This window comes from Stenotrophomonas sp. (genome assembly GCF_032066555.1).
Taxonomy (GTDB): Bacteria; Pseudomonadota; Gammaproteobacteria; order Xanthomonadales; family Xanthomonadaceae; genus Stenotrophomonas.
On record NZ_DAMBKV010000008.1, the window covers coordinates 94,004 to 111,134 of the forward strand.

The window sequence follows — 17,131 nt, forward strand, 5'->3', positions numbered from 1 at the left end:
GCGGGCGACTATTCGGCGACCTCTTCAACCGCGCGCGGATGCGGGCGGTTGTCGGGCAACTGCCAGAACACCAGGGTCGAACTGAGGGTGATGGCACCCACGCACAGGAAGGTGGCATGCAGCGCCGCGGTTGCGCCGTGGCCGCTCAAATGTTCGCCAAAGGCCGCCAGCAGGCTGCCCGCGGTCGCGGCGCCAAAGCCGGTGGCCAGCATCATCACCATCGACAACAGGCTGTTGCCGCTGCTGGCCTGATGCGTGTCCAGGTCGCGCAGGGTAACGGTGTTCATTACGGTGAACTGCATTGAATTCACCGCGCCGAAGATCGCCAGCTGGGTAAGCCGCAACCACAAGGGCTGCCCGGCGGTGATCAGGGCGAAACTGGCCATCGCCAGGCCCACGCAGACGGTGTTGATCATCAGGATGCGGCGGTAGCCAAAACGTTCCACCAGCGTCACCGCAGCGCGCTTGGCGGCCATGCCGGACAACGCCACCGGAATCATCATCATGCCGGCGGTCATCGGGCTCAGGCCCATGCCCACCTGCAGCAGCAACGGAATCAACAAGGGCATCGCCCCGCTGCCGATGCGCGAGAACAGGTTGCCGAGGATGCCGATGCGGAAGCTGATCACCTTGAACAGGCTGAGCGGAAACAGCGCATTGGTCGCGCTGGCGGCATGCAGCCAATAGCCCGCCAGTGCGGCGATGCCAACCACCGCCAGCAACAGCACCACGGCGTGCGCCGAGTTGACCGCCGAGACGCCGTCCAATGCCAGCGACAGGGCGATCATGCCGAACGCAAGCATCAGGTATCCGGCCAGATCGAAGCGCTGTTTCCGCTGACCATAATGGTCGGGCATGATTTTCAGCGCGGCGACGAAGCCGATCACGCCGATTGGCAGGTTGATCAGGAAGATCCAATGCCAGGACGCGACCTCCACCAGCCAGCCGCCGAGGGTCGGGCCCAGCAGGGGGCCGATCAGCGCGGGGATGGCGATGAAGCTCATCGCCGAGAGGAATTGTTCGCGTGGCACCGAGCGCATCACCGCCAGGCGGCCTACCGGCAGCAGCATCGCGCCGCCTATGCCCTGCAGCACGCGCGCCGCCACCAGCCACTGCAGCGTCGGTGACAGTGCACAGGCCAGTGAGCCCAGGGTGAACAGCACGATTGCGCCGAGGAAGGTGCGGCGCGTGCCGAAGCGATCGGCGATCCAGCCGGATGCCGGAATGAAGGTAGCCACCGCCAACGCGTAACTGAACACCACCGACTGCATCTGCAACGGGCTTTCGCCCAGGCTGCGTGCCATCGCCGGCAAGGCCGTGTTGACGATGGTCGAGTCCAGCATCTGCATGAAAATGGCCAGCGACACCAGCCATAGCAGGGGTTTCTGGGCAGAGCTGGCGGGCAGGGGGAGCGGGGGAGCGGGGGACATCAGGACGGCTCGCGCACAGGCAGGCCTTCATTGTCCTCCGATGCGTGTGCAGATGCCGCGTAGATCAATCGCCGCCGCCAATGGTGTACAGGGTTGATCCGGAATCGTCAGGGTTCCGGCTCAGCATGATGGTGGAGTTGAGTTCGCCGATGGTGATGCTCCAGCTGTCCTCGTCAATGCGCTCCATCTTGCAGTTGGTTGGGATGCCAGGGTTGTTGCGCGCCCGCGGTGCGCAGTTGCGCTCGCTGATCGGGCCTATTTTCTCTACTGCCTTCTGCAGCGGAACCGCAAGTACCAGTGTGCGGTTGCCGTACATTTCGGCCAGCGTTTCGCGGGTCTCTATGACCGGCAAGCCGTACAGTGTCACCAATCCGGGCTTGATCCTGGCGCTGGCATCGTACGAGGTGTCCTGCATGGCATCGGTGCCGACGGATTCGGTGCTGCAGCGGTCGAGCGAAAGGCGGGTGATGTACGGCCGCCAGCGAGGTGCGATTTCTTCCGCTCGCGCAATGCGGATCTGTTTGCAGCTGGTCGGGAAGTCCATCGGCCCGGTGCTGAAGATGGTCAGCTGTGCGACTTCAGGAAACGCGGCCAGCGTCGGGAAGTCATCCTCGCCCAACTGCAGTGGCGGCGGTGCAGCACTTGCTGCGAGTGGCGCAGCGATTGCCAATGCCAACAGCAGAGACTTGCAAGGTTTGGACATGGGACGTGGGCCTGATGAGGGGCGCCCAGCGTCCGGGCCCGGAAGATTGAAGTCAAGCTTCCGGGCCTTCGGACCTCAGCGGCGGCTGAGGCGATGCACCGCATCCACCAGCACGGCGACGTGCTCGGGGTTCATGTCCGGCGACATGCCGTGGCCAAGGTTGAATACATGGCCTTCGCGCGAGCCGCCATTGCCGGCGGCATAGCTTTCCAGCACCTTGCCGACTTCGCGGCTGATCGCATCGGGCGAGCCGTACAGCGTGGTCGGGTCCAGGTTGCCCTGCAGCGCGACCTTGCCGCCGGCTGCGCGTGCAGCGTCTTCCAGCGAGATGGTCCAGTCCACGCCGACGCCTTCGGCGCCGCTGGCGGCCAGCTCGGCCACGTACTGGCCGGTGCCCTTGCCGAACAGGATCAGCGGGGTGCGCTCGGCGCTGTCGCCGCGCTTGAGCTCGCTGGCGATGCGGTTGAGGTAACGCAGTGAGAATTCGCGGTACATCGCCGGGCCGAGCACGCCGCCCCAGGTGTCGAACACCTGCAGGGCCTGCGCACCGGCCGCGCGCTGTGCCGACAGGTAGGCGATGACCGCATCGGTCACCACCTCCAGCAGCTGGTGCAGGGCCTTGGGCTCGTTCAGCGCCATTGCCTTGATGCGGGCGAAATCCTTGCTGCCGCCGCCTTCGATCATGTAGCAGGCCAAGGTCCATGGGCTGCCGGAGAAACCGATCAGCGGCACCTTGCCGTCCAGCTCGCGGCGGATCAGGCGTACTGCGTCCATCACGTAGCGCAGCTCGGTCTCCATGTCCGGCACCGCCAGCTTGGCGACCGCGGCGGCATCACGCACCGGGTGCTTGAACTTGGGGCCTTCGCCGTCGACGAAATACAGGCCCAGGCCCATCGCATCGGGCACGGTGAGGATGTCCGAGAACAGGATGGCGGCATCCAGGTCAAAGCGCTCCAGCGGCTGCAGGGTCACTTCGCAGGCAACTTCCGGATTCTTGGCCATGCCCAGGAAGCTGCCGGCGCGGGCACGGGTGGCGCGGTACTCCGGCAGGTAGCGGCCGGCCTGGCGCATCAGCCAGACGGGGGTGTAGTCCACGGGCTCGCGGCGTAGGGCGCGCAGGAAGCGGTCATTGCGAAGTGGGCTGGTCACATGGAACTCCTGGGTAAGAACCGCAGGCGCGCTGCGGCGCACCTGCGAGGAATGCGGAAATCAGGGCGCGGGCTGGCCGGCGGTGAACATCACCTGGAAGCCTTTCTTGATCTGGCCGTCGCGGGCCTTCTCGAAGGCATGCACGGCCTCGTCGTGCTGCAGGAACAGCTCGCGGCGCAGCTGGATGCGGCCACCGGTCTGGCCGCTCTCACGCAGCAACTCCCAGCCGCCGAGCAGATCCGGCACCAGGGACAGTTGAACGTAGCGGGGGGCTTCATTGCCGCTGGGCGGCTGTTGCAGTAGGACGCGCATGGCGGCGATTGTAGCCGTTGTGCGGGTTTTGGGCTGGTTTTGGGGGCCGCGTCCTCCTTCTCCCGGCGGGAGAAGGTGCCCGAAGGGCGGATGAGGGTGCGGGCGAAGCCCCATGCTCTTTTGACGCCATCAGGCTTCGCCCGGACCCTCACCCCAACCCCCGCTACGCGCCCCCGACCCTTGCGCCAGCGCAAGGGCGTTCAATGGGCAGCGAACCAGTGGTTCGCAAGCTGCCCCTTTCACCCCGCAGGGAGAGGGGCTTCAGAGCGCGGTGGTCGACTTGCCGCTCAGCCCTGCCGCAGCACCGCCAACACCGCCGCTTCATCCACATCCGGCACCACCTCGGCCTTGCCGATACCGCGCCAGAGCACCAGCCGCAGGCGGCCGGCGATGTTCTTCTTGTCCAGCCTCATATGTCCCAGCAAGGCCTCGGCATCCAGGCCGGCGGGGATGCGGGTTGGCAGGCCGTAGGCCTGCAGCAGTTCACGCAGGACCTCGGTATCGGCCGCATCGGCCATGCCCAGCGCGGCCGACAACTGCGCTGCCAGCACCATGCCGACCGCCACCGCCTCGCCATGGTTGAGGTTGTCGTTGCCCGGCGCGCCATAGCCCTGTGCGGTTTCGATGGCATGGCCGAAGGTGTGGCCGAGGTTGAGCAGGGCACGCTCGCCTTTTTCCAGCGGATCGCGGGCGACGATCTCGGCCTTGTGCTCACAGCTGCGGGCGATGGCCTGGGCCAGCGTGCTGTCGTCACCGGCCAGCAGCGCCTCGCGTTCGGCCTGCAGCCACTGGAAGAACAGCGGGTCGCGGATGGCGCCGTACTTGATGACTTCGGCCAGTCCGGCGCGCAGCTCGCGCAGCGGCAGGCTGCGCAGGGCGGCGGTATCGGCCACCACCGCGCGCGGCGGATGGAAGGCGCCGACCAGGTTCTTGCCCTGCGGGATGTCCACCGCGGTCTTGCCGCCCACCGAGGAATCGACCATCGACAGCAGGGTGGTCGGCAGCTGCACGCAGTCGACCCCGCGCATCCAGCAGGCAGCGGCAAAGCCGGCCAGGTCGCCGACCACGCCGCCACCCAGGGCCAGCACGCAGGCGTCGCGGGTGGCGCCCAGGGTCGCCAGTGCATTGATTGCGCCGCTGAAGTTTTCCAGCGTCTTGGAGGCTTCCCCGGCGGGGATGATGTACTGGCCGATCTTCAGGTCGGGGCGGGCTGCCAGCAGCGCGGTCTGCACCTGGGCCAGGTATAGCGGTGCGACGGTGTCGTCGCTGACCAGCAGTACATGGCGGCCACGGATGGCGCCGGCCAGTGTCTGCGCCTGGGACAGCAGGTCCGGACCGATATGGATCTGGTAGGGGTGGTCGCCGCCGACGGCGACGGTGCGGGTGGGGGCGGTCATGCGGGTGGGTTCCAGGATCTGCCATTGCGCGACAAGCCGGGTTACGGTGTGCGCGGTGGCATCGGCGGGGGTATAGAGGTCGGTATCGATGATCAGGTCGGCTACTTCGCGGTAAAGCGGATCGCGGATGCCAGCCATGGTGTGCAGCACCTGTTCGCGGTCCTCGCGCTGCAGCAGGGGGCGGGTCTTGTCGCGGTGCAGCCGCGCCAGTTGCGAGGCCACGCTGACCCGCAGGTAGACCACGAAGCCGTGCTGGCGGATGTGCCGGCGATTGTCTGGATCCAGCACGCAACCGCCGCCGGTGGAAATCAATTGGCCGCTGCCGGCCAACAGGCGGGTCAGTACCCGCTTTTCATGGGCACGGAAGCCGGCTTCGCCGACGTTCTCGAATATGGCCGGGATGCTGGAGCCCACGTCGTCGACGATGGCCTGGTCGGCATCCACGAATACCAACCCAAAGCGCTCGGCGAGGCGGCGGCCGATGCTGGTTTTGCCGGCGCCCATGGGGCCGACCAGGATGAGATTGGGGGCGGGATTCATTACCGGAAGATGCTAGCACCTCGTGTCAGTGCCTTAACACGGTAGCAGCCAAGCTCGGAAGTTCCACGAATGGTTCGTGGTGCAACCAAGGAGTTGGACATGTCAGTGGCGAAAATCATTGAAGTCAGCGCGGCCTCCAAAACCAGCGTCGAGGATGCGGTACGTAGCGGCATCAAGAAGGTGGCCGAGACGGTCAAGGGCATCCAGGGCGCGTGGGTCAACGAGACCAAGGTTGTCACCGACGGCGATGGCAACATCATCGAATGGCGGGTCAACCTGCGGATCACCTTCCTGGTGCAGTGATCGCGCCGCGCGTTGTTGCGCGAGCGCCGGCAACGGTTCGGCGGCGCTATCGCCGTCGAGCTGTTCCTGCGCGGTGATCCGGCCTTGCCAGCCGCAATGCGTCAATCCGCGGTGTCGGCCAGTGGTTGCCGCTGGGCGTCCAGCGCGATGACCCGGTCGGCGATGCCCGGCAGGGTACGCAGTGCCTGCCGGCTGATGCGTTCGTAGAACTGCACGAAACGCTCCAGCTGCGCACGGGTCATGCTGCTGCGGCCGGGTGAGGCCTGCTGCAGGGCTTGTTCCTGCTGCCAGCGCCAGTGCGGCACCACCGCGAAGCTGGGTGGTTGCAGCATCCACAGCCGGTCAAAGCGCCGCCACAAGGCCGGGTAGTGTTCGGCCAGCGCCTGGTTGCACCAGCGTCGCCAGGTGCCGTCGGCATCGGCGTCGCGCTCCAATGCGTTCAATGGCATCTGCAGGGCAGCATCGGTTTCAGCCGGGGTGCCCAGGAACCAGCCTTCGAATACCAGCAGGTCGAGGGGTTGTTCGATTCTTTTCCACTGCGCTTCCGGCACGCGTTCGTCGGCGAGCTTGTCGAAACGCGGCAACAGGAAGCCTTGGCCTGCCTTGGCCGCATCCAACGTGGCCAGCGCCAGTGCCAGGTCATGTGTTCCCGGTGGCCCGCGTGTGGCAAGCAAGGGGTGCACGCGATCGGCCAGCCGTTGCCGTTGCGCACGGGTCAGGTAGGTGTCGTCGATGGACACGGCGGCGGCGCACAGGCCGCGCGTGCGTGCCAGATCCACGATCTGTGCGGCCAGCGTTGACTTGCCGCTGCCCTGTACGCCGCTGATCGCCAGTACCGGCGTAGCGTCGGCACTGGCCAATGCATCATCCAGCGCCTGTGCAACCAGTGCCGGCGCGAAGCGGCGTTGGGAAAAACTGTGCGGAACGGGGGACATGCCGCCACAATAGCCCAAACACGTGCCCTACGAAGCAGGACCATGACCAATCTTTACGCAGAAGCGCTTTCGACTTTCGCCGCATTGTTTGAAGAGGCCAAGGCTGGCAGAGAGATCGATGCCACCGCGATGACCGTCGCGACCGTGGACATCGATGGCCGGCCATCGGCACGCACCGTGCTGCTCAAGGCTTTCGACGAGCGTGGCTTCGTGTTCTACACGCATCTGGATAGCCGCAAGGGCCGCGAGCTGCATGACAACCACGCGGCGGCACTGCTGTTCCTGTGGCGCAGCCTCCGCGAGGCCGGCATCCAGGTACGCATTGAAGGTGATGCGCAGCTGGTAACCGCGGCCGAATCCGATGCTTACTTCGCCAGCCGCCCGCGCATGAGCCAGATTGGTGCCTGGGCGTCGGTGCAATCGCAGCCGCTGGCTTCGCGCGAGGAGTTCGAGCAGCGTCTGGCCGGTTTCGAACAGCGCTTTGAAGGCCGTGAGGTACCACGCCCGGAGGGTTGGGGTGGGGTGCGTATCGTGCCGCGGCGCATCGAGTTCTGGTACGGCGCCGATTTCCGCCTGCACGAACGCTGGTGCTACGAAGCCGACGCCGCAGGCGAGTGGGGCAAGCGGATGCTGTATCCATGAATACAGCCGGCCCCGTGATCCGTCGCGCGCTGGCCAGTGACTGGCCGGCATGGGCGCAGCTGCGACGCGCGCTGTGGCCGGACTGCGGCACCGAGCTGGCCGAGCTGCAACAGTTGCTGCAAGAAGGTGGCACCGTGCTGCTTGCCTTCGACCAAGGCCGGCCGGTGGGTCTGGCCGAGGCCAATCTGCGCCATGACCATGTCAATGGCACGGCCAGCTCACCGGTGGGATTTCTGGAAGGCTGGTACGTGGTCGAGGCGTTGCGTGGCAAGGGCATCGGGCGTGCGCTGGTAGCCGAAGTTGCCCGCTGGGCAGTTGCGCAGGGATGCAGTGAGCTGGCATCGGACACGGCCCTGGACAATGCGCTGGCGCAAGCCGCACATCTGGGCAGCGGCTTCGCCGAGACCGAGCGGGTGATCTATTACCGCATGCCGTTGGACGGCCCGGCGGCATGAAGCTGCAGCCGGTCTACCGCATTACCGTATTCGTGCCGCCGGCGGATCTGGCGCGGTTGAAGCAGGGCATTCTTGCCGTTGATGATCTTGCCGCAGGCGGTTACGCCGAGGGTATGTGGGAGAGCGCTGCCGATGAGCAGTACCGGGTACTGCCCGGCACCCGCAGCGTGCAGGGGCAGGGCGGTGAACGGGTGCATCAGCCCACGGTGCGGCTGGAGTTCTGCATAGCACGTGATGCACAGCGCCTGCAGCGCTTGCTGTACGCCATCGCCGCGCATCATCCATGGAATACCCCGGCGGTTTTCGTCGATACAACGGAGTTTGCCGTCGCATGATCGGCCCGCGTCGCATTGTCTGCCTTACCGAAGAACCTACCGAGACGCTGTATGCCCTGGGCGAGCAGGACCGTATCGTCGGCATCAGCGGTTTCACCGTGCGGCCGCCGCAGGCGCGCCGCGACAAGCCCAAGGTCAGCGCCTTCACCAGCGCCAAGGTCGGCGAGATCCTCAAGCTCAAGCCGGACCTGGCGATTGGCTTTTCCGACATCCAGGCCGATATCGCCGCCGAGCTGATCCGTAACGGTGTGGAGGTGTGGATTGCCAACCACCGCAGCGTGGCCGGCATCCTCGATTACATCCGCCGCCTGGGCGGGCTGGTGGGTGTGGCGGCCCGTGCCAACGCCTATGCCGACGAATTGCAGCGCGGATTGGATGCAATAGCCGCGCAGGCGGCAAGGCTGCCGCAGCGCCCGCGGGTCTATGTCGAGGAATGGGATGAGCCCATCATCACCGGCATCCAGTGGGGTGCGGAGCTGGTGGAGATTGCCGGCGGCATCGATGTATTCCCGGAGTTGTCGCGCGAGCCTCTGGCCAAGGCGCGCATCCTTGCCGATGGCGACCCGGTAATTGCGCGCAACCCGGACATCATCATCGGTTCCTGGTGCGGCAAGAAGTTCCGCCCGGAGCGGGTGGCCGCACGTCCGGGCTGGGAGGCGATCAATGCGGTGCGGGATGGCGAACTGCATGAGATCAAGTCGCCACTGATCCTGCAGCCTGGCCCGGCGGCGCTGACCGATGGCGTGCAGGCCATCGCGCAGATCATCAATCAATGGTCGAAGCGGGCAGGGGCCTTGTAGGAGCGGCGTAAGCCGCGACGCTGGCGATGCGGGAAGGGCCGCAAAAGCTTACCCCTCCCCAACCCTCCCCTTTGCTGCGCAAAAGGGAGGGAGCAGACGTGCATCGCCGTTCGGATGTGGGAGCGGCGTAAGCCGCGAAGCTGGCAATGCGGGAAAGGCCGCAAAAGCTTACCCCTCCCCAACTCTCCGCTTTGCTGCGCAAAAGGGAGGGAGCAGAAGTGCATCGCCGTTCGGATGTGGGAGCGGCGTAAGCCGCGAAGCTGGTGATGCGGGAAGGACCGCAAAAGCTCACCCCTCCCCGAACCCTCCCCTTTGCTGCGCAAAAGGGAGGGAGCAGAAACGCATCGCCGTTCGGATGTGGGAGCGGCGTAAGCCGCGAAGCTGGTGATGCGGGCAAGGCCGCAACAGCTTACCCCTCCCCAACCCTCCCCTTTGCTGCGCAAAAGGGAGGGAGCAGAAACGCATCGCCGTTCGGATGTGGGAGCGGCGTAAGCCGCGAAGCTGGTGATGCGGGCAAGGCCGCAACAGCTTACCCCTCCCCAACCCTCCCCTTTGCTGCGCAAAAGGGAGGGAGTACAAGCTCACCCCCTCGGTGCCAAGCCGGTATAGCGCGCACGTGGCCGTATCAAGGTGCCCAACGCCTGTTGTTCCAACGCATGCGCCAGCCAGCCGGTAAGCCGGGCAGTGGCGAACATCACCAGCGCATGTGCGCCCGGCAATTCGTAGACATAGCAGATGGCACCCAGCATGCCGTCGATGTTCGGCCGCTGCCCGCTGACTTCCTCGGTGGCCGCCAGCACCGCTTCCACATGGCGCATGCGTGGCGAATCGCCACAGCGTTCGCGTAGCTGCCGCAATACCTCCGCACCGCGCGGATCACCCTCGGGATACAGCAGATGATTGAAGCCCGGCAGCTCATCACCGCGGCGCCAGCGCTCGGCAATGAAGGTCGCTGGCGCGCCACTGGCTTCGGCATCCACCAGCAGGGCATGCGCGCGCGCGGTGGCGCCGCCATGGCGTGGCCCGGACAGCGCCGCCAGGCCCGCGCTCACCGTGGCATGCAGGTGCGCGCCGGTGGAGGCAACCACGCGCGCGGCAAACGCGGACACATTCAGTTCGTGATCGGCACACAGCACCAGCGCCGCACGCACCAGTTCGGCGAATGCCGCATCGCCCGGCACCCAGGCATCGGCAAGCAGCCGGTGCACGGGCCGTGTGTCCGCCGCGGTGCCGACCAGCAGGGCGGCGTTCTGCCGCAGCAACAAGGCGGCGACTTCGCGCCGGACCGGCGCAGCAGCATTGAGTGACTGGCGTTGCTCCAGGGCCAGCAGCGGGATGCAGGCCATGGTGCGTTCCACCGGCGGCAGGCTGGCGTCCAGTGCCAGGCCGGCAATGCGCTCGGGCCAGGCGGGCAGGGCGGTGCTGGTGAAGGGATTCTGCTCTTCGCACTCCCACAGCAGGCGGGCGATGTCCTCCAGCGTGGCGCCGGCCTGCGCCGCGGCTACGGCCGAACGGCCACGGTAATAAGGCGCATCCGGGCGGATCAGCGAGATGCGGGTTTCCAGCACCGGCAGGCCGCGATCCAGGCTCTGCGCCGCGCCGCGCTCGGCACCACGGCCGGCCCGTTTGCGCTGCGCCAGCCGTTCCACCTCCGCCCGCAGGTACACCCGGCTGCGGGCGGAGGGCCCGGGCCGCGAGCTCAGCTGACCGCGGCTGACATAGGCATACAACGTGGCGGCGCTGATGCCGAGCAGGGCGCAGGCTTCGTTGGCGGGGATCAGTTCGGGGTCGAGGGCGTCGGACATGGCGTATTCAATAGGTTGATTTATTGAATCAAGATTGATCAATGCATCTGATGGTGCCAGATTAACCGTCACAGCGGAATGGCATGCTCGCCACCGCCCAGCCACAAGCCAGGAGCCAACCCATGAGTCTTTCTTCCGCCGGCGCTGCCTTCCGCGCCGCACTGGCCGCCGAATCCCCGCTGCAGGTGGTGGGTGCGATAAATGCCAACCACGCCCTGCTGGCCAAGCGCGCCGGTTACCGCGCCATCTACCTGTCCGGCGGCGGTGTTGCTGCCGGCTCGCTGGGCCTGCCGGACCTGGGCATCAACACGATGGAAGATGTGTTGATCGACGTGCGCCGCATCAGCGATGTCTGCGACCTGCCGCTGATGGTGGATATCGATACCGGCTTCGGCCCCAGCGCGTTCAACATCGCGCGCACGGTGAAATCGCTGATCAAGGCTGGCGCCGCTGCCTGCCATATCGAGGACCAGGTTGGCGCCAAGCGCTGCGGTCACCGCCCGGGCAAGGAAATCGTCTCGCAGGGTGAAATGGTTGACCGCGTGAAGGCCGCCGCCGATGCCAAGACCGATCCGGACTTCTTCCTGATCGCCCGCACCGATGCCATCCAGATGGAAGGCGTGGACGCGGCCATCGAGCGCGCGCTTGCCTGCGTGGAAGCCGGTGCCGACGGCATCTTTGCCGAGGCGGCCTACGACCTGGAAACCTATAAGCGCTTCGCCGACGCGGTGAAGGTGCCGCTGCTGGCCAACATCACCGAATTCGGCGCGACTCCGCTGTTCAGCCGCGATGAACTGGCCGCGGCCGGCGTGGCGATGCAGCTGTTCCCGCTGTCCGCGTTCCGTGCCGCCAACAAGGCCGCCGAGAACGTGTACCAGGCCATCCGCCGTGACGGCCACCAGCGTAATGTGGTGGACACCATGCAGACCCGCGAGGAGCTGTATGACCGCATTGGTTACCACGCTTTCGAGGCGCAGCTGGATAAGGTATTCGCTGGCAAGGGTGCATGATGGGGCCTTTCCCGGCCACCTGAACCGCCATGGCAAGCACTTCGTCCCGAACCGCACGTGTCGATCGCCGAGAAACGGCGCGGCAGTTCCTGCAGAAGGAACTGGAGCAGTTGCCGCCGGAGGAGCGGTTGGTGGTGGAGCGCTTCATTTCGCGGCGCAAGGTCGCGCGCAACGTGGGGCAGGAATTCCACGCTGCGCGCAGCTTCGGTGAGCGGGTGGCCGACCGGGTGGCACAGGTAGGAGGAAGCTGGAGTTTCATCCTGTGCTTCTTCTTCCTGCTGCTGGTCTGGATGGTGGCCAACAGTTTCATGCTGGCCAAGGCCTTCGATCCCTATCCCTACATCCTGCTGAACCTGGTGCTGTCCTGCCTGGCGGCGGTGCAGGCGCCGATCATCATGATGAGCCAGAACCGGCAGGCGGCCGTGGACCGGATGCATGCCGAGAACGATTACCAGGTCAACATCAAGTCCGAACTTGAAGTACTGCAGATCCACGAAAAGCTCGACCTGCTGCGTTCGCAGGATTGGGCTTTGCTGGTTGAACAACAGAACCGCCAGATCGAGATGCTGCAACGGCTGCTGGAGCAGACCACGCGCGGCACCGATCGTAATCCTGATTGAAATCGTGAACCCGTTTTCCCGGAGGTAAACACCATGTCAGAGCAAACTGCCGCACCCGCGTTCAAGCCGAAGAAGTCCGTCGCCCTGTCCGGTACCGCTGCCGGCAATACCGCCCTGTGTACCGTTGGCCGCAGCGGCAACGACCTGCATTACCGTGGCTACGACATCCTGGACCTGGCCAACACCAGCGAGTTCGAGGAAATCGCCCACCTGCTGGTGCACGGCAAGCTGCCGAACAAGGCCGAGCTGCGCGCCTACAAGGCCAAGCTGAAAGCGCTGCGTGGCATCCCGGCAGCGGTGAAGGCTGCGTTGGAAGAGCTGCCGCCGTCGGCGCACCCGATGGATGTGATGCGCACCGGTGTTTCCGTGCTGGGCTGCGTGTCGCCGGAGAAGGACGACCACAATCACCCGGGCGCGCGTGACATCGCCGACAAGCTGATGGCCTCGCTGGGCTCGATGCTGCTGTACTGGTACCACTGGAGCCACAACGGCAAGGTCATCGACGTGGAGACCGACGATGATTCGATCGGCGGCCACTTCCTGCACCTGCTGCACGGCGAGCAGCCGCGGGAGTCCTGGGTCAAGGCCATGCACACCAGCCTGATCCTGTACGCGGAACACGAATTCAACGCCTCGACCTTCGCCTGCCGCGTCATCGCCGGCACCGGCAGCGACATGTACAGCGCCATCACCGGTGGTATCGGTGCGCTGCGCGGTCCCAAGCACGGTGGCGCCAATGAAGTCGCCTTCGAAGTGCAGAAGCGTTATGAAACGCCGGACGAAGCCGAGGCCGACATCAAGGCCCGCGTCGAGCGCAAGGAAGTGGTAATTGGTTTCGGTCACCCGGTCTATACCGTGTCCGATCCGCGCAACAAGGTGATCAAGGAGGTCTCGCGCGAGCTGTCGGCCGAGCAGGAAAACATGAAGATGTACGACATCGCTGAGCGCCTGGAGTCGGTGATGTGGGACATCAAGAAGATGTTCCCGAACCTGGATTGGTTCAGCGCTGTCAGCTACCACATGATGGGCGTGCCGACCGCGATGTTCACGCCCCTGTTCGTCATTGCGCGCACTGCGGGTTGGAGTGCGCACATCATCGAGCAGCGCATCGACGGCAAGATCATCCGCCCGAGCGCGAATTACACCGGTCCGGAAGACCAGACCTTCGTGCCGCTGGACAAGCGCGGCTGAGTCCGAAGCGTAGATGATGCGTGATGCCTAAAAGCCCCTCTCCCGCTTGCGGGAGAGGGGTTGGGGTGAGGGGAAGCTTCTAGCACGTACAGCCCGCTTCAAGCCCGTAGAAAAAAAACGAAGCAAAGCTGGAGCTCAAGCGAGAGCAAGAGCTCCCCCCATCCGCCCTTTGGGCACCTTCCCCCGCAGGCGGGAGAAGGGAACCACCAGATTCCAGGTGTTGCTGTGGGATTGCTGCAATCGCAGGCATCCGCGTACAACCCAAGGCACACCAGCAAGCCCAGACCCTCACAGGCCAGCCATGAATACCGATTACCGCAAACACCTTGCCGGCAGCACGCTGGATTACTTTGACGCCCGCGCCGCAGTCGATGCCATCCAGCCCGGCGCCTATGCCACGCTGCCCTATACCGCGCGCGTGCTGGCCGAAAACCTGGTGCGCCGCTGCAACCCGGCCACGCTCACCGATTCGCTCAAGCAGCTGATCGAGCGCAAGCGTGACCTCGATTTCCCGTGGTTCCCGGCACGCGTGGTCTGCCACGACATCCTCGGCCAGACCGCGCTGGTCGACCTGGCCGGCCTGCGTGATGCCATCGCCGACAAGGGCGGTGACCCGGCCAAGGTGAATCCGGTGGTACCGGTGCAGCTGATCGTCGATCACTCGCTGGCGGTGGAATGTGGCGGCTACGATCCGGACGCGTTCGCCAAGAACCGCGCCATCGAAGACCGCCGTAACGAAGACCGCTTCCACTTCATCGACTGGACCAAGCTGGCCTTCGAGAACGTCGATGTGATCCCGCCGGGCAACGGCATCATGCACCAGATCAATCTGGAGAAGATGTCGCCGGTGATCTACCAGCAGGGCGGGGTGGCCTTCCCGGATACCTGCGTCGGCACCGACAGCCACGCCCCGCACGTGGATGCCTTGGGCGTCATCGCCATTGGTGTTGGCGGCCTGGAAGCCGAGAACGTGATGCTGGGCCGCGCCTCATGGATGCGCCTGCCCGACATCATCGGCGTCAAGCTGACCGGCAAGCCGCAGCCGAACATCACCGCCACCGACGTGGTGCTGGCACTGACCGAGTTCCTGCGCAAGGAGCGTGTGGTCGGGGCCTGGCTGGAGTTCTTCGGTGAAGGCGCGGCTGCGCTGACCATCGGTGACCGCGCCACCATCTCCAATATGTGCCCGGAATACGGTGCGACCGCGGCGATGTTCTACATCGACCAGCAGACCATCGACTATCTGCGCCTGACCGGCCGCGACGAGGCCCAGGTGGCGCTGGTCGAGAACTACGCCAGGACCACCGGGCTGTGGGCCGACGCGCTGGAAACCGCGCAGTACGAGCGCGTGCTTGAGTTCGACCTGTCCAGCGTCGTGCGCAACATGGCCGGCCCCAGCAACCCGCACAAGCGCCTGCCGGTGTCGGATCTGGCCGAGCGCGGCATCGCCGACGAAGCCAAGCTGCAAAGCGGCCGGGGCGAGGAAGCCGAAGGCCTGATGCCCGACGGCGCGGTGATCATCGCCGCCATCACCAGCTGCACCAATACCTCCAACCCGCGCAACGTGATTGCCGCGGCACTGCTGGCGCGCAACGCCAATGCGCGTGGCCTGACCCGCAAGCCGTGGGTGAAGTCGTCGCTGGCGCCGGGCTCCAAGGCCGTGCAGCTGTACCTGGAAGAAGCCGGCTTGCTGCCGGATCTGGAGAAGCTGGGCTTCGGCATCGTCGCCTTCGCCTGCACCACCTGCAACGGCATGAGCGGCGCGCTGGACCCGAAGATCCAGCAGGAAATCATCGACCGCGACCTGTATTCGACGGCCGTGCTGTCGGGTAACCGCAACTTCGACGGCCGCATCCACCCGTATGCCAAGCAGGCCTTCCTGGCCTCGCCGCCGCTGGTGATCGCCTATGCCATCGCCGGTACCGTGCGCTTCGACATCGAGAAGGACGTGCTGGGCGTGGATGCCGATGGCAACGAGGTGCGCCTGAAGGACATCTGGCCGAGCGACGCCGAGATCGATGCGGTGGTGAAGGCGGCAGTGAAACCGGAGCAGTTCCGCAAGGTCTACAACCCGATGTTCAACGTGCGCGTGGAGCATGGCGAGAAGGTCAGCCCGCTGTACGACTGGCGCCCGCAGAGCACCTACATCCGCCGCCCGCCGTACTGGGAGGGTGCATTGGCCGGTGAGCGCACGCTGCGTGGCATGCGCCCGCTGGCGGTGCTGCCGGACAACATCACCACCGACCACCTGTCCCCGTCCAATGCCATCCTGCTGTCCAGCGCGGCCGGCGAATACCTGGCCAAGATGGGCCTGCCGGAGGAAGACTTCAATTCCTACGCCACCCACCGCGGCGACCACCTCACCGCACAGCGCGCCACCTTCGCCAATCCCAAACTGTTCAACGAGATGGTGCGCAACGAAGACGGCAGCGTGAAGCAGGGCTCGCTGGCGCGGGTGGAACCGGAAGGCAAGGTCATGCGCATGTGGGAAGCAATCGAGACCTACATGGAGCGCAAGCAGCCGCTGATCATCATCGCCGGTGCCGATTACGGCCAGGGCAGCTCGCGTGACTGGGCGGCCAAGGGCGTGCGCCTGGCGGGCGTGGAAGCGATTGCCGCCGAGGGCTTCGAGCGCATCCATCGTACCAACCTGATCGGCATGGGCGTGCTGCCGCTGGAGTTCAAGCCGGGCACCAACCGCAACACCCTGGGCATCGATGGCACCGAGAGCTACGACGTGATCGGCCTGCGCACCCCGGGCACGGACCTGACCCTGGTCATTACCCGTCGCAACGGCGAGGTGCTGAAGGTGCCGATGACCTGCCGCCTGGATTCGGACGAGGAAGTGGCGATCTACGAGGCCGGCGGCGTGCTGCAGCGGTTTGCGCAGGACTTCCTGGAGGGCTCGGTTGCCTGAGGGCTAAAGCTACCCTCTCCCCCGGCCCCTCTCCCGTAAAGGGAGAGGAGAGTGGTGATCCAACTGTTTCGCGAGATTGATGAGACTGCATGAGGCCTGAGTCCCCTCTCCCTTTACGGGTGAGGGGTTGGGGAGAGGGGGCAAAGGAGGCCCGCAATCATGCAGCAGCTCAAATTTGCAAAGTCGCTACGTAAAAACATGACCGAAGCTGAGCATCGGTTATGGCGCCACCTTCGGGCACATCGTCTGCTGGGTGAGAAGTTCCGCCGACAGCAGCCGCTGGGGCCGTATGTAGTGGACTTCGTGCACTTTGGCGTGCGACTGATAGTTGAAGCTGATGGTGGGCAACACAACCAGAGCAGGCAGGATGCGAGGCGCGATGCCTGGCTGGAGAGTCAAGGCTTCACGGTTCTGCGGTTCTGGAACAACGAGATTCTTGGGAATGGCGATGCGGTGCTGGAAGTGATTCTTGCAACTGTGAGCGCCCTCTCCCCCAACCCCTCTCCCGTAAAGGGAGAGGGGGGCAAAAGCAAATGACGCGAGTTCCAGCATTGCCGGCGCTCGCGCGGACCAAAGCCCCGCTCTCC

Annotated in this window: 17 protein-coding genes and 1 pseudogene; 10 read left to right on the forward strand and 8 right to left on the reverse strand. The window is 65.3% G+C overall.

The annotated features are described in order from the left end of the window. Positions 1 to 8: 8 nt before the first annotated feature. The 6 genes and pseudogenes from mdtD to RT131_RS11435 all read right to left on the reverse strand — a co-directional run. Positions 9 to 1,430: a multidrug transporter subunit MdtD gene (gene mdtD / locus RT131_RS11410; protein ID WP_313172935.1), complete on the reverse strand. Its 1,422-nt coding sequence runs from the start codon at positions 1,428 to 1,430 to the stop codon at positions 9 to 11. Between the two features lie 64 nt (positions 1,431 to 1,494). After that, positions 1,495 to 2,133, reverse strand: a complete 639-nt coding sequence (locus tag RT131_RS11415) for a hypothetical protein (RefSeq protein WP_313172936.1) — start codon at positions 2,131 to 2,133, stop codon at positions 1,495 to 1,497. A 75-nt stretch (positions 2,134 to 2,208) separates the two neighbouring features. Beyond that, the gene (gene hemE, locus RT131_RS11420) at positions 2,209 to 3,282 is read right to left on the reverse strand and encodes a uroporphyrinogen decarboxylase (protein ID WP_313172937.1); all 1,074 of its coding nucleotides are present in this window, start codon (positions 3,280 to 3,282) and stop codon (positions 2,209 to 2,211) included. 60 nt (positions 3,283 to 3,342) lie between these two features. Beyond that, entirely contained in the window at positions 3,343 to 3,594 is a 252-nt protein-coding gene (locus tag RT131_RS11425) for a WGR domain-containing protein (RefSeq protein WP_293716036.1), read from the reverse strand. Positions 3,595 to 3,881: 287 nt separating this feature from the next. Beyond that, the gene (gene aroB, locus RT131_RS11430) at positions 3,882 to 4,991 is read right to left on the reverse strand and encodes a 3-dehydroquinate synthase (RefSeq protein WP_313173002.1); all 1,110 of its coding nucleotides are present in this window, start codon (positions 4,989 to 4,991) and stop codon (positions 3,882 to 3,884) included. Between the two features lie 18 nt (positions 4,992 to 5,009). Further along, positions 5,010 to 5,531 (reverse strand): annotated as a pseudogene (locus tag RT131_RS11435) (shikimate kinase); the annotation flags it as partial. Between the two features lie 99 nt (positions 5,532 to 5,630). Here RT131_RS11435 and RT131_RS11440 point away from each other — a divergent pair. Next, positions 5,631 to 5,834 (forward strand): dodecin family protein, encoded by a 204-nt coding sequence (locus tag RT131_RS11440; protein WP_313172938.1) that lies wholly within the window; start codon positions 5,631 to 5,633, stop codon positions 5,832 to 5,834. A 101-nt stretch (positions 5,835 to 5,935) separates the two neighbouring features. Here the strand turns inward: RT131_RS11440 and RT131_RS11445 are convergent, their stop codons facing one another. After that, positions 5,936 to 6,769: a kinase gene (locus tag RT131_RS11445; protein ID WP_313172939.1), complete on the reverse strand. Its 834-nt coding sequence runs from the start codon at positions 6,767 to 6,769 to the stop codon at positions 5,936 to 5,938. A 42-nt stretch (positions 6,770 to 6,811) separates the two neighbouring features. On the opposite strand from RT131_RS11445, the gene pdxH reads away from it, so the two are divergent. Genes pdxH through RT131_RS11465 form a run of 4 tightly spaced genes read left to right on the forward strand, consistent with a single transcriptional unit; the run spans position 6,812 to position 9,001 of the window. Continuing rightward, entirely contained in the window at positions 6,812 to 7,411 is a 600-nt protein-coding gene (gene pdxH / locus RT131_RS11450) for a pyridoxamine 5'-phosphate oxidase (RefSeq protein WP_313172940.1), read from the forward strand. Beyond that, positions 7,408 to 7,866 carry an aminoglycoside 6'-N-acetyltransferase gene (gene aac(6'), locus RT131_RS11455; protein WP_313172941.1) on the forward strand — a complete coding sequence of 153 codons (459 nt, stop codon included), beginning with the start codon at positions 7,408 to 7,410 and terminating at the stop codon, positions 7,864 to 7,866. Before pdxH ends, aac(6') begins: the two co-directional genes overlap by 4 nt. Next, entirely contained in the window at positions 7,863 to 8,201 is a 339-nt protein-coding gene (locus tag RT131_RS11460; RefSeq protein ID WP_313172942.1) for a hypothetical protein, read from the forward strand. Before aac(6') ends, RT131_RS11460 begins: the two co-directional genes overlap by 4 nt. Continuing rightward, positions 8,201 to 9,001, forward strand: coding sequence for a cobalamin-binding protein (locus tag RT131_RS11465; RefSeq protein WP_313173003.1), 801 nt, complete (start codon positions 8,201 to 8,203; stop codon positions 8,999 to 9,001). Before RT131_RS11460 ends, RT131_RS11465 begins: the two co-directional genes overlap by 1 nt. A 581-nt stretch (positions 9,002 to 9,582) precedes the next feature. Here the strand turns inward: RT131_RS11465 and RT131_RS11470 are convergent. Next, a complete protein-coding gene (locus RT131_RS11470) occupies positions 9,583 to 10,806 on the reverse strand; it encodes a citrate synthase family protein (RefSeq protein WP_313172943.1) in 1,224 nt (407 codons plus the stop codon). Positions 10,807 to 10,928: 122 nt separating this feature from the next. On the opposite strand from RT131_RS11470, the gene prpB reads away from it, so the two are divergent. The 5 genes from prpB to RT131_RS11495 all read left to right on the forward strand — a co-directional run bounded on the left by prpB (position 10,929) and on the right by RT131_RS11495 (position 17,081). Beyond that, a complete protein-coding gene (gene prpB, locus RT131_RS11475; RefSeq protein WP_313172944.1) occupies positions 10,929 to 11,816 on the forward strand; it encodes a methylisocitrate lyase in 888 nt (295 codons plus the stop codon). Positions 11,817 to 11,845: 29 nt separating this feature from the next. Further along, entirely contained in the window at positions 11,846 to 12,436 is a 591-nt protein-coding gene (locus tag RT131_RS11480; protein ID WP_313172945.1) for a DUF1003 domain-containing protein, read from the forward strand. 33 nt (positions 12,437 to 12,469) lie between these two features. After that, positions 12,470 to 13,627, forward strand: coding sequence for a 2-methylcitrate synthase (gene prpC / locus RT131_RS11485; RefSeq protein ID WP_313172946.1), 1,158 nt, complete (start codon positions 12,470 to 12,472; stop codon positions 13,625 to 13,627). Positions 13,628 to 13,928: 301 nt separating this feature from the next. Further along, positions 13,929 to 16,544 (forward strand): Fe/S-dependent 2-methylisocitrate dehydratase AcnD, encoded by a 2,616-nt coding sequence (acnD, locus tag RT131_RS11490; protein WP_313172947.1) that lies wholly within the window; start codon positions 13,929 to 13,931, stop codon positions 16,542 to 16,544. A gap of 159 nt (positions 16,545 to 16,703) precedes the next feature. Continuing rightward, complete coding sequence (locus tag RT131_RS11495) at positions 16,704 to 17,081, forward strand: endonuclease domain-containing protein (protein WP_313172948.1); 378 nt, start codon at positions 16,704 to 16,706, stop codon at positions 17,079 to 17,081. Positions 17,082 to 17,131: the final 50 nt, after the last annotated feature.

Bases quoted from the DNA above. Each gene is read 5' to 3' on its own strand.
- mdtD (WP_313172935.1), bottom strand. From the start codon at position 1,430: ATGTCCCCCGCTCCCCCGCTCCCCCTGCCCGCCAGCTCTGCCCAGAAA.
- RT131_RS11415 (WP_313172936.1), bottom strand. From the start codon at position 2,133: ATGTCCAAACCTTGCAAGTCTCTGCTGTTGGCATTGGCAATCGCTGCG.
- RT131_RS11425 (WP_293716036.1), bottom strand. From the start codon at position 3,594: ATGCGCGTCCTACTGCAACAGCCGCCCAGCGGCAATGAAGCCCCCCGC.
- aroB (WP_313173002.1), bottom strand. From the start codon at position 4,991: ATGACCGCCCCCACCCGCACCGTCGCCGTCGGCGGCGACCACCCCTAC.
- RT131_RS11440 (WP_313172938.1), top strand. From the start codon at position 5,631: ATGTCAGTGGCGAAAATCATTGAAGTCAGCGCGGCCTCCAAAACCAGC.
- RT131_RS11445 (WP_313172939.1), bottom strand. From the start codon at position 6,769: ATGTCCCCCGTTCCGCACAGTTTTTCCCAACGCCGCTTCGCGCCGGCA.
- pdxH (WP_313172940.1), top strand. From the start codon at position 6,812: ATGACCAATCTTTACGCAGAAGCGCTTTCGACTTTCGCCGCATTGTTT.
- RT131_RS11460 (WP_313172942.1), top strand. From the start codon at position 7,863: ATGAAGCTGCAGCCGGTCTACCGCATTACCGTATTCGTGCCGCCGGCG.
- RT131_RS11470 (WP_313172943.1), bottom strand. From the start codon at position 10,806: ATGTCCGACGCCCTCGACCCCGAACTGATCCCCGCCAACGAAGCCTGC.
- prpB (WP_313172944.1), top strand. From the start codon at position 10,929: ATGAGTCTTTCTTCCGCCGGCGCTGCCTTCCGCGCCGCACTGGCCGCC.
- RT131_RS11480 (WP_313172945.1), top strand. From the start codon at position 11,846: ATGGCAAGCACTTCGTCCCGAACCGCACGTGTCGATCGCCGAGAAACG.
- prpC (WP_313172946.1), top strand. From the start codon at position 12,470: ATGTCAGAGCAAACTGCCGCACCCGCGTTCAAGCCGAAGAAGTCCGTC.
- acnD (WP_313172947.1), top strand. From the start codon at position 13,929: ATGAATACCGATTACCGCAAACACCTTGCCGGCAGCACGCTGGATTAC.
- RT131_RS11495 (WP_313172948.1), top strand. From the start codon at position 16,704: ATGCAGCAGCTCAAATTTGCAAAGTCGCTACGTAAAAACATGACCGAA.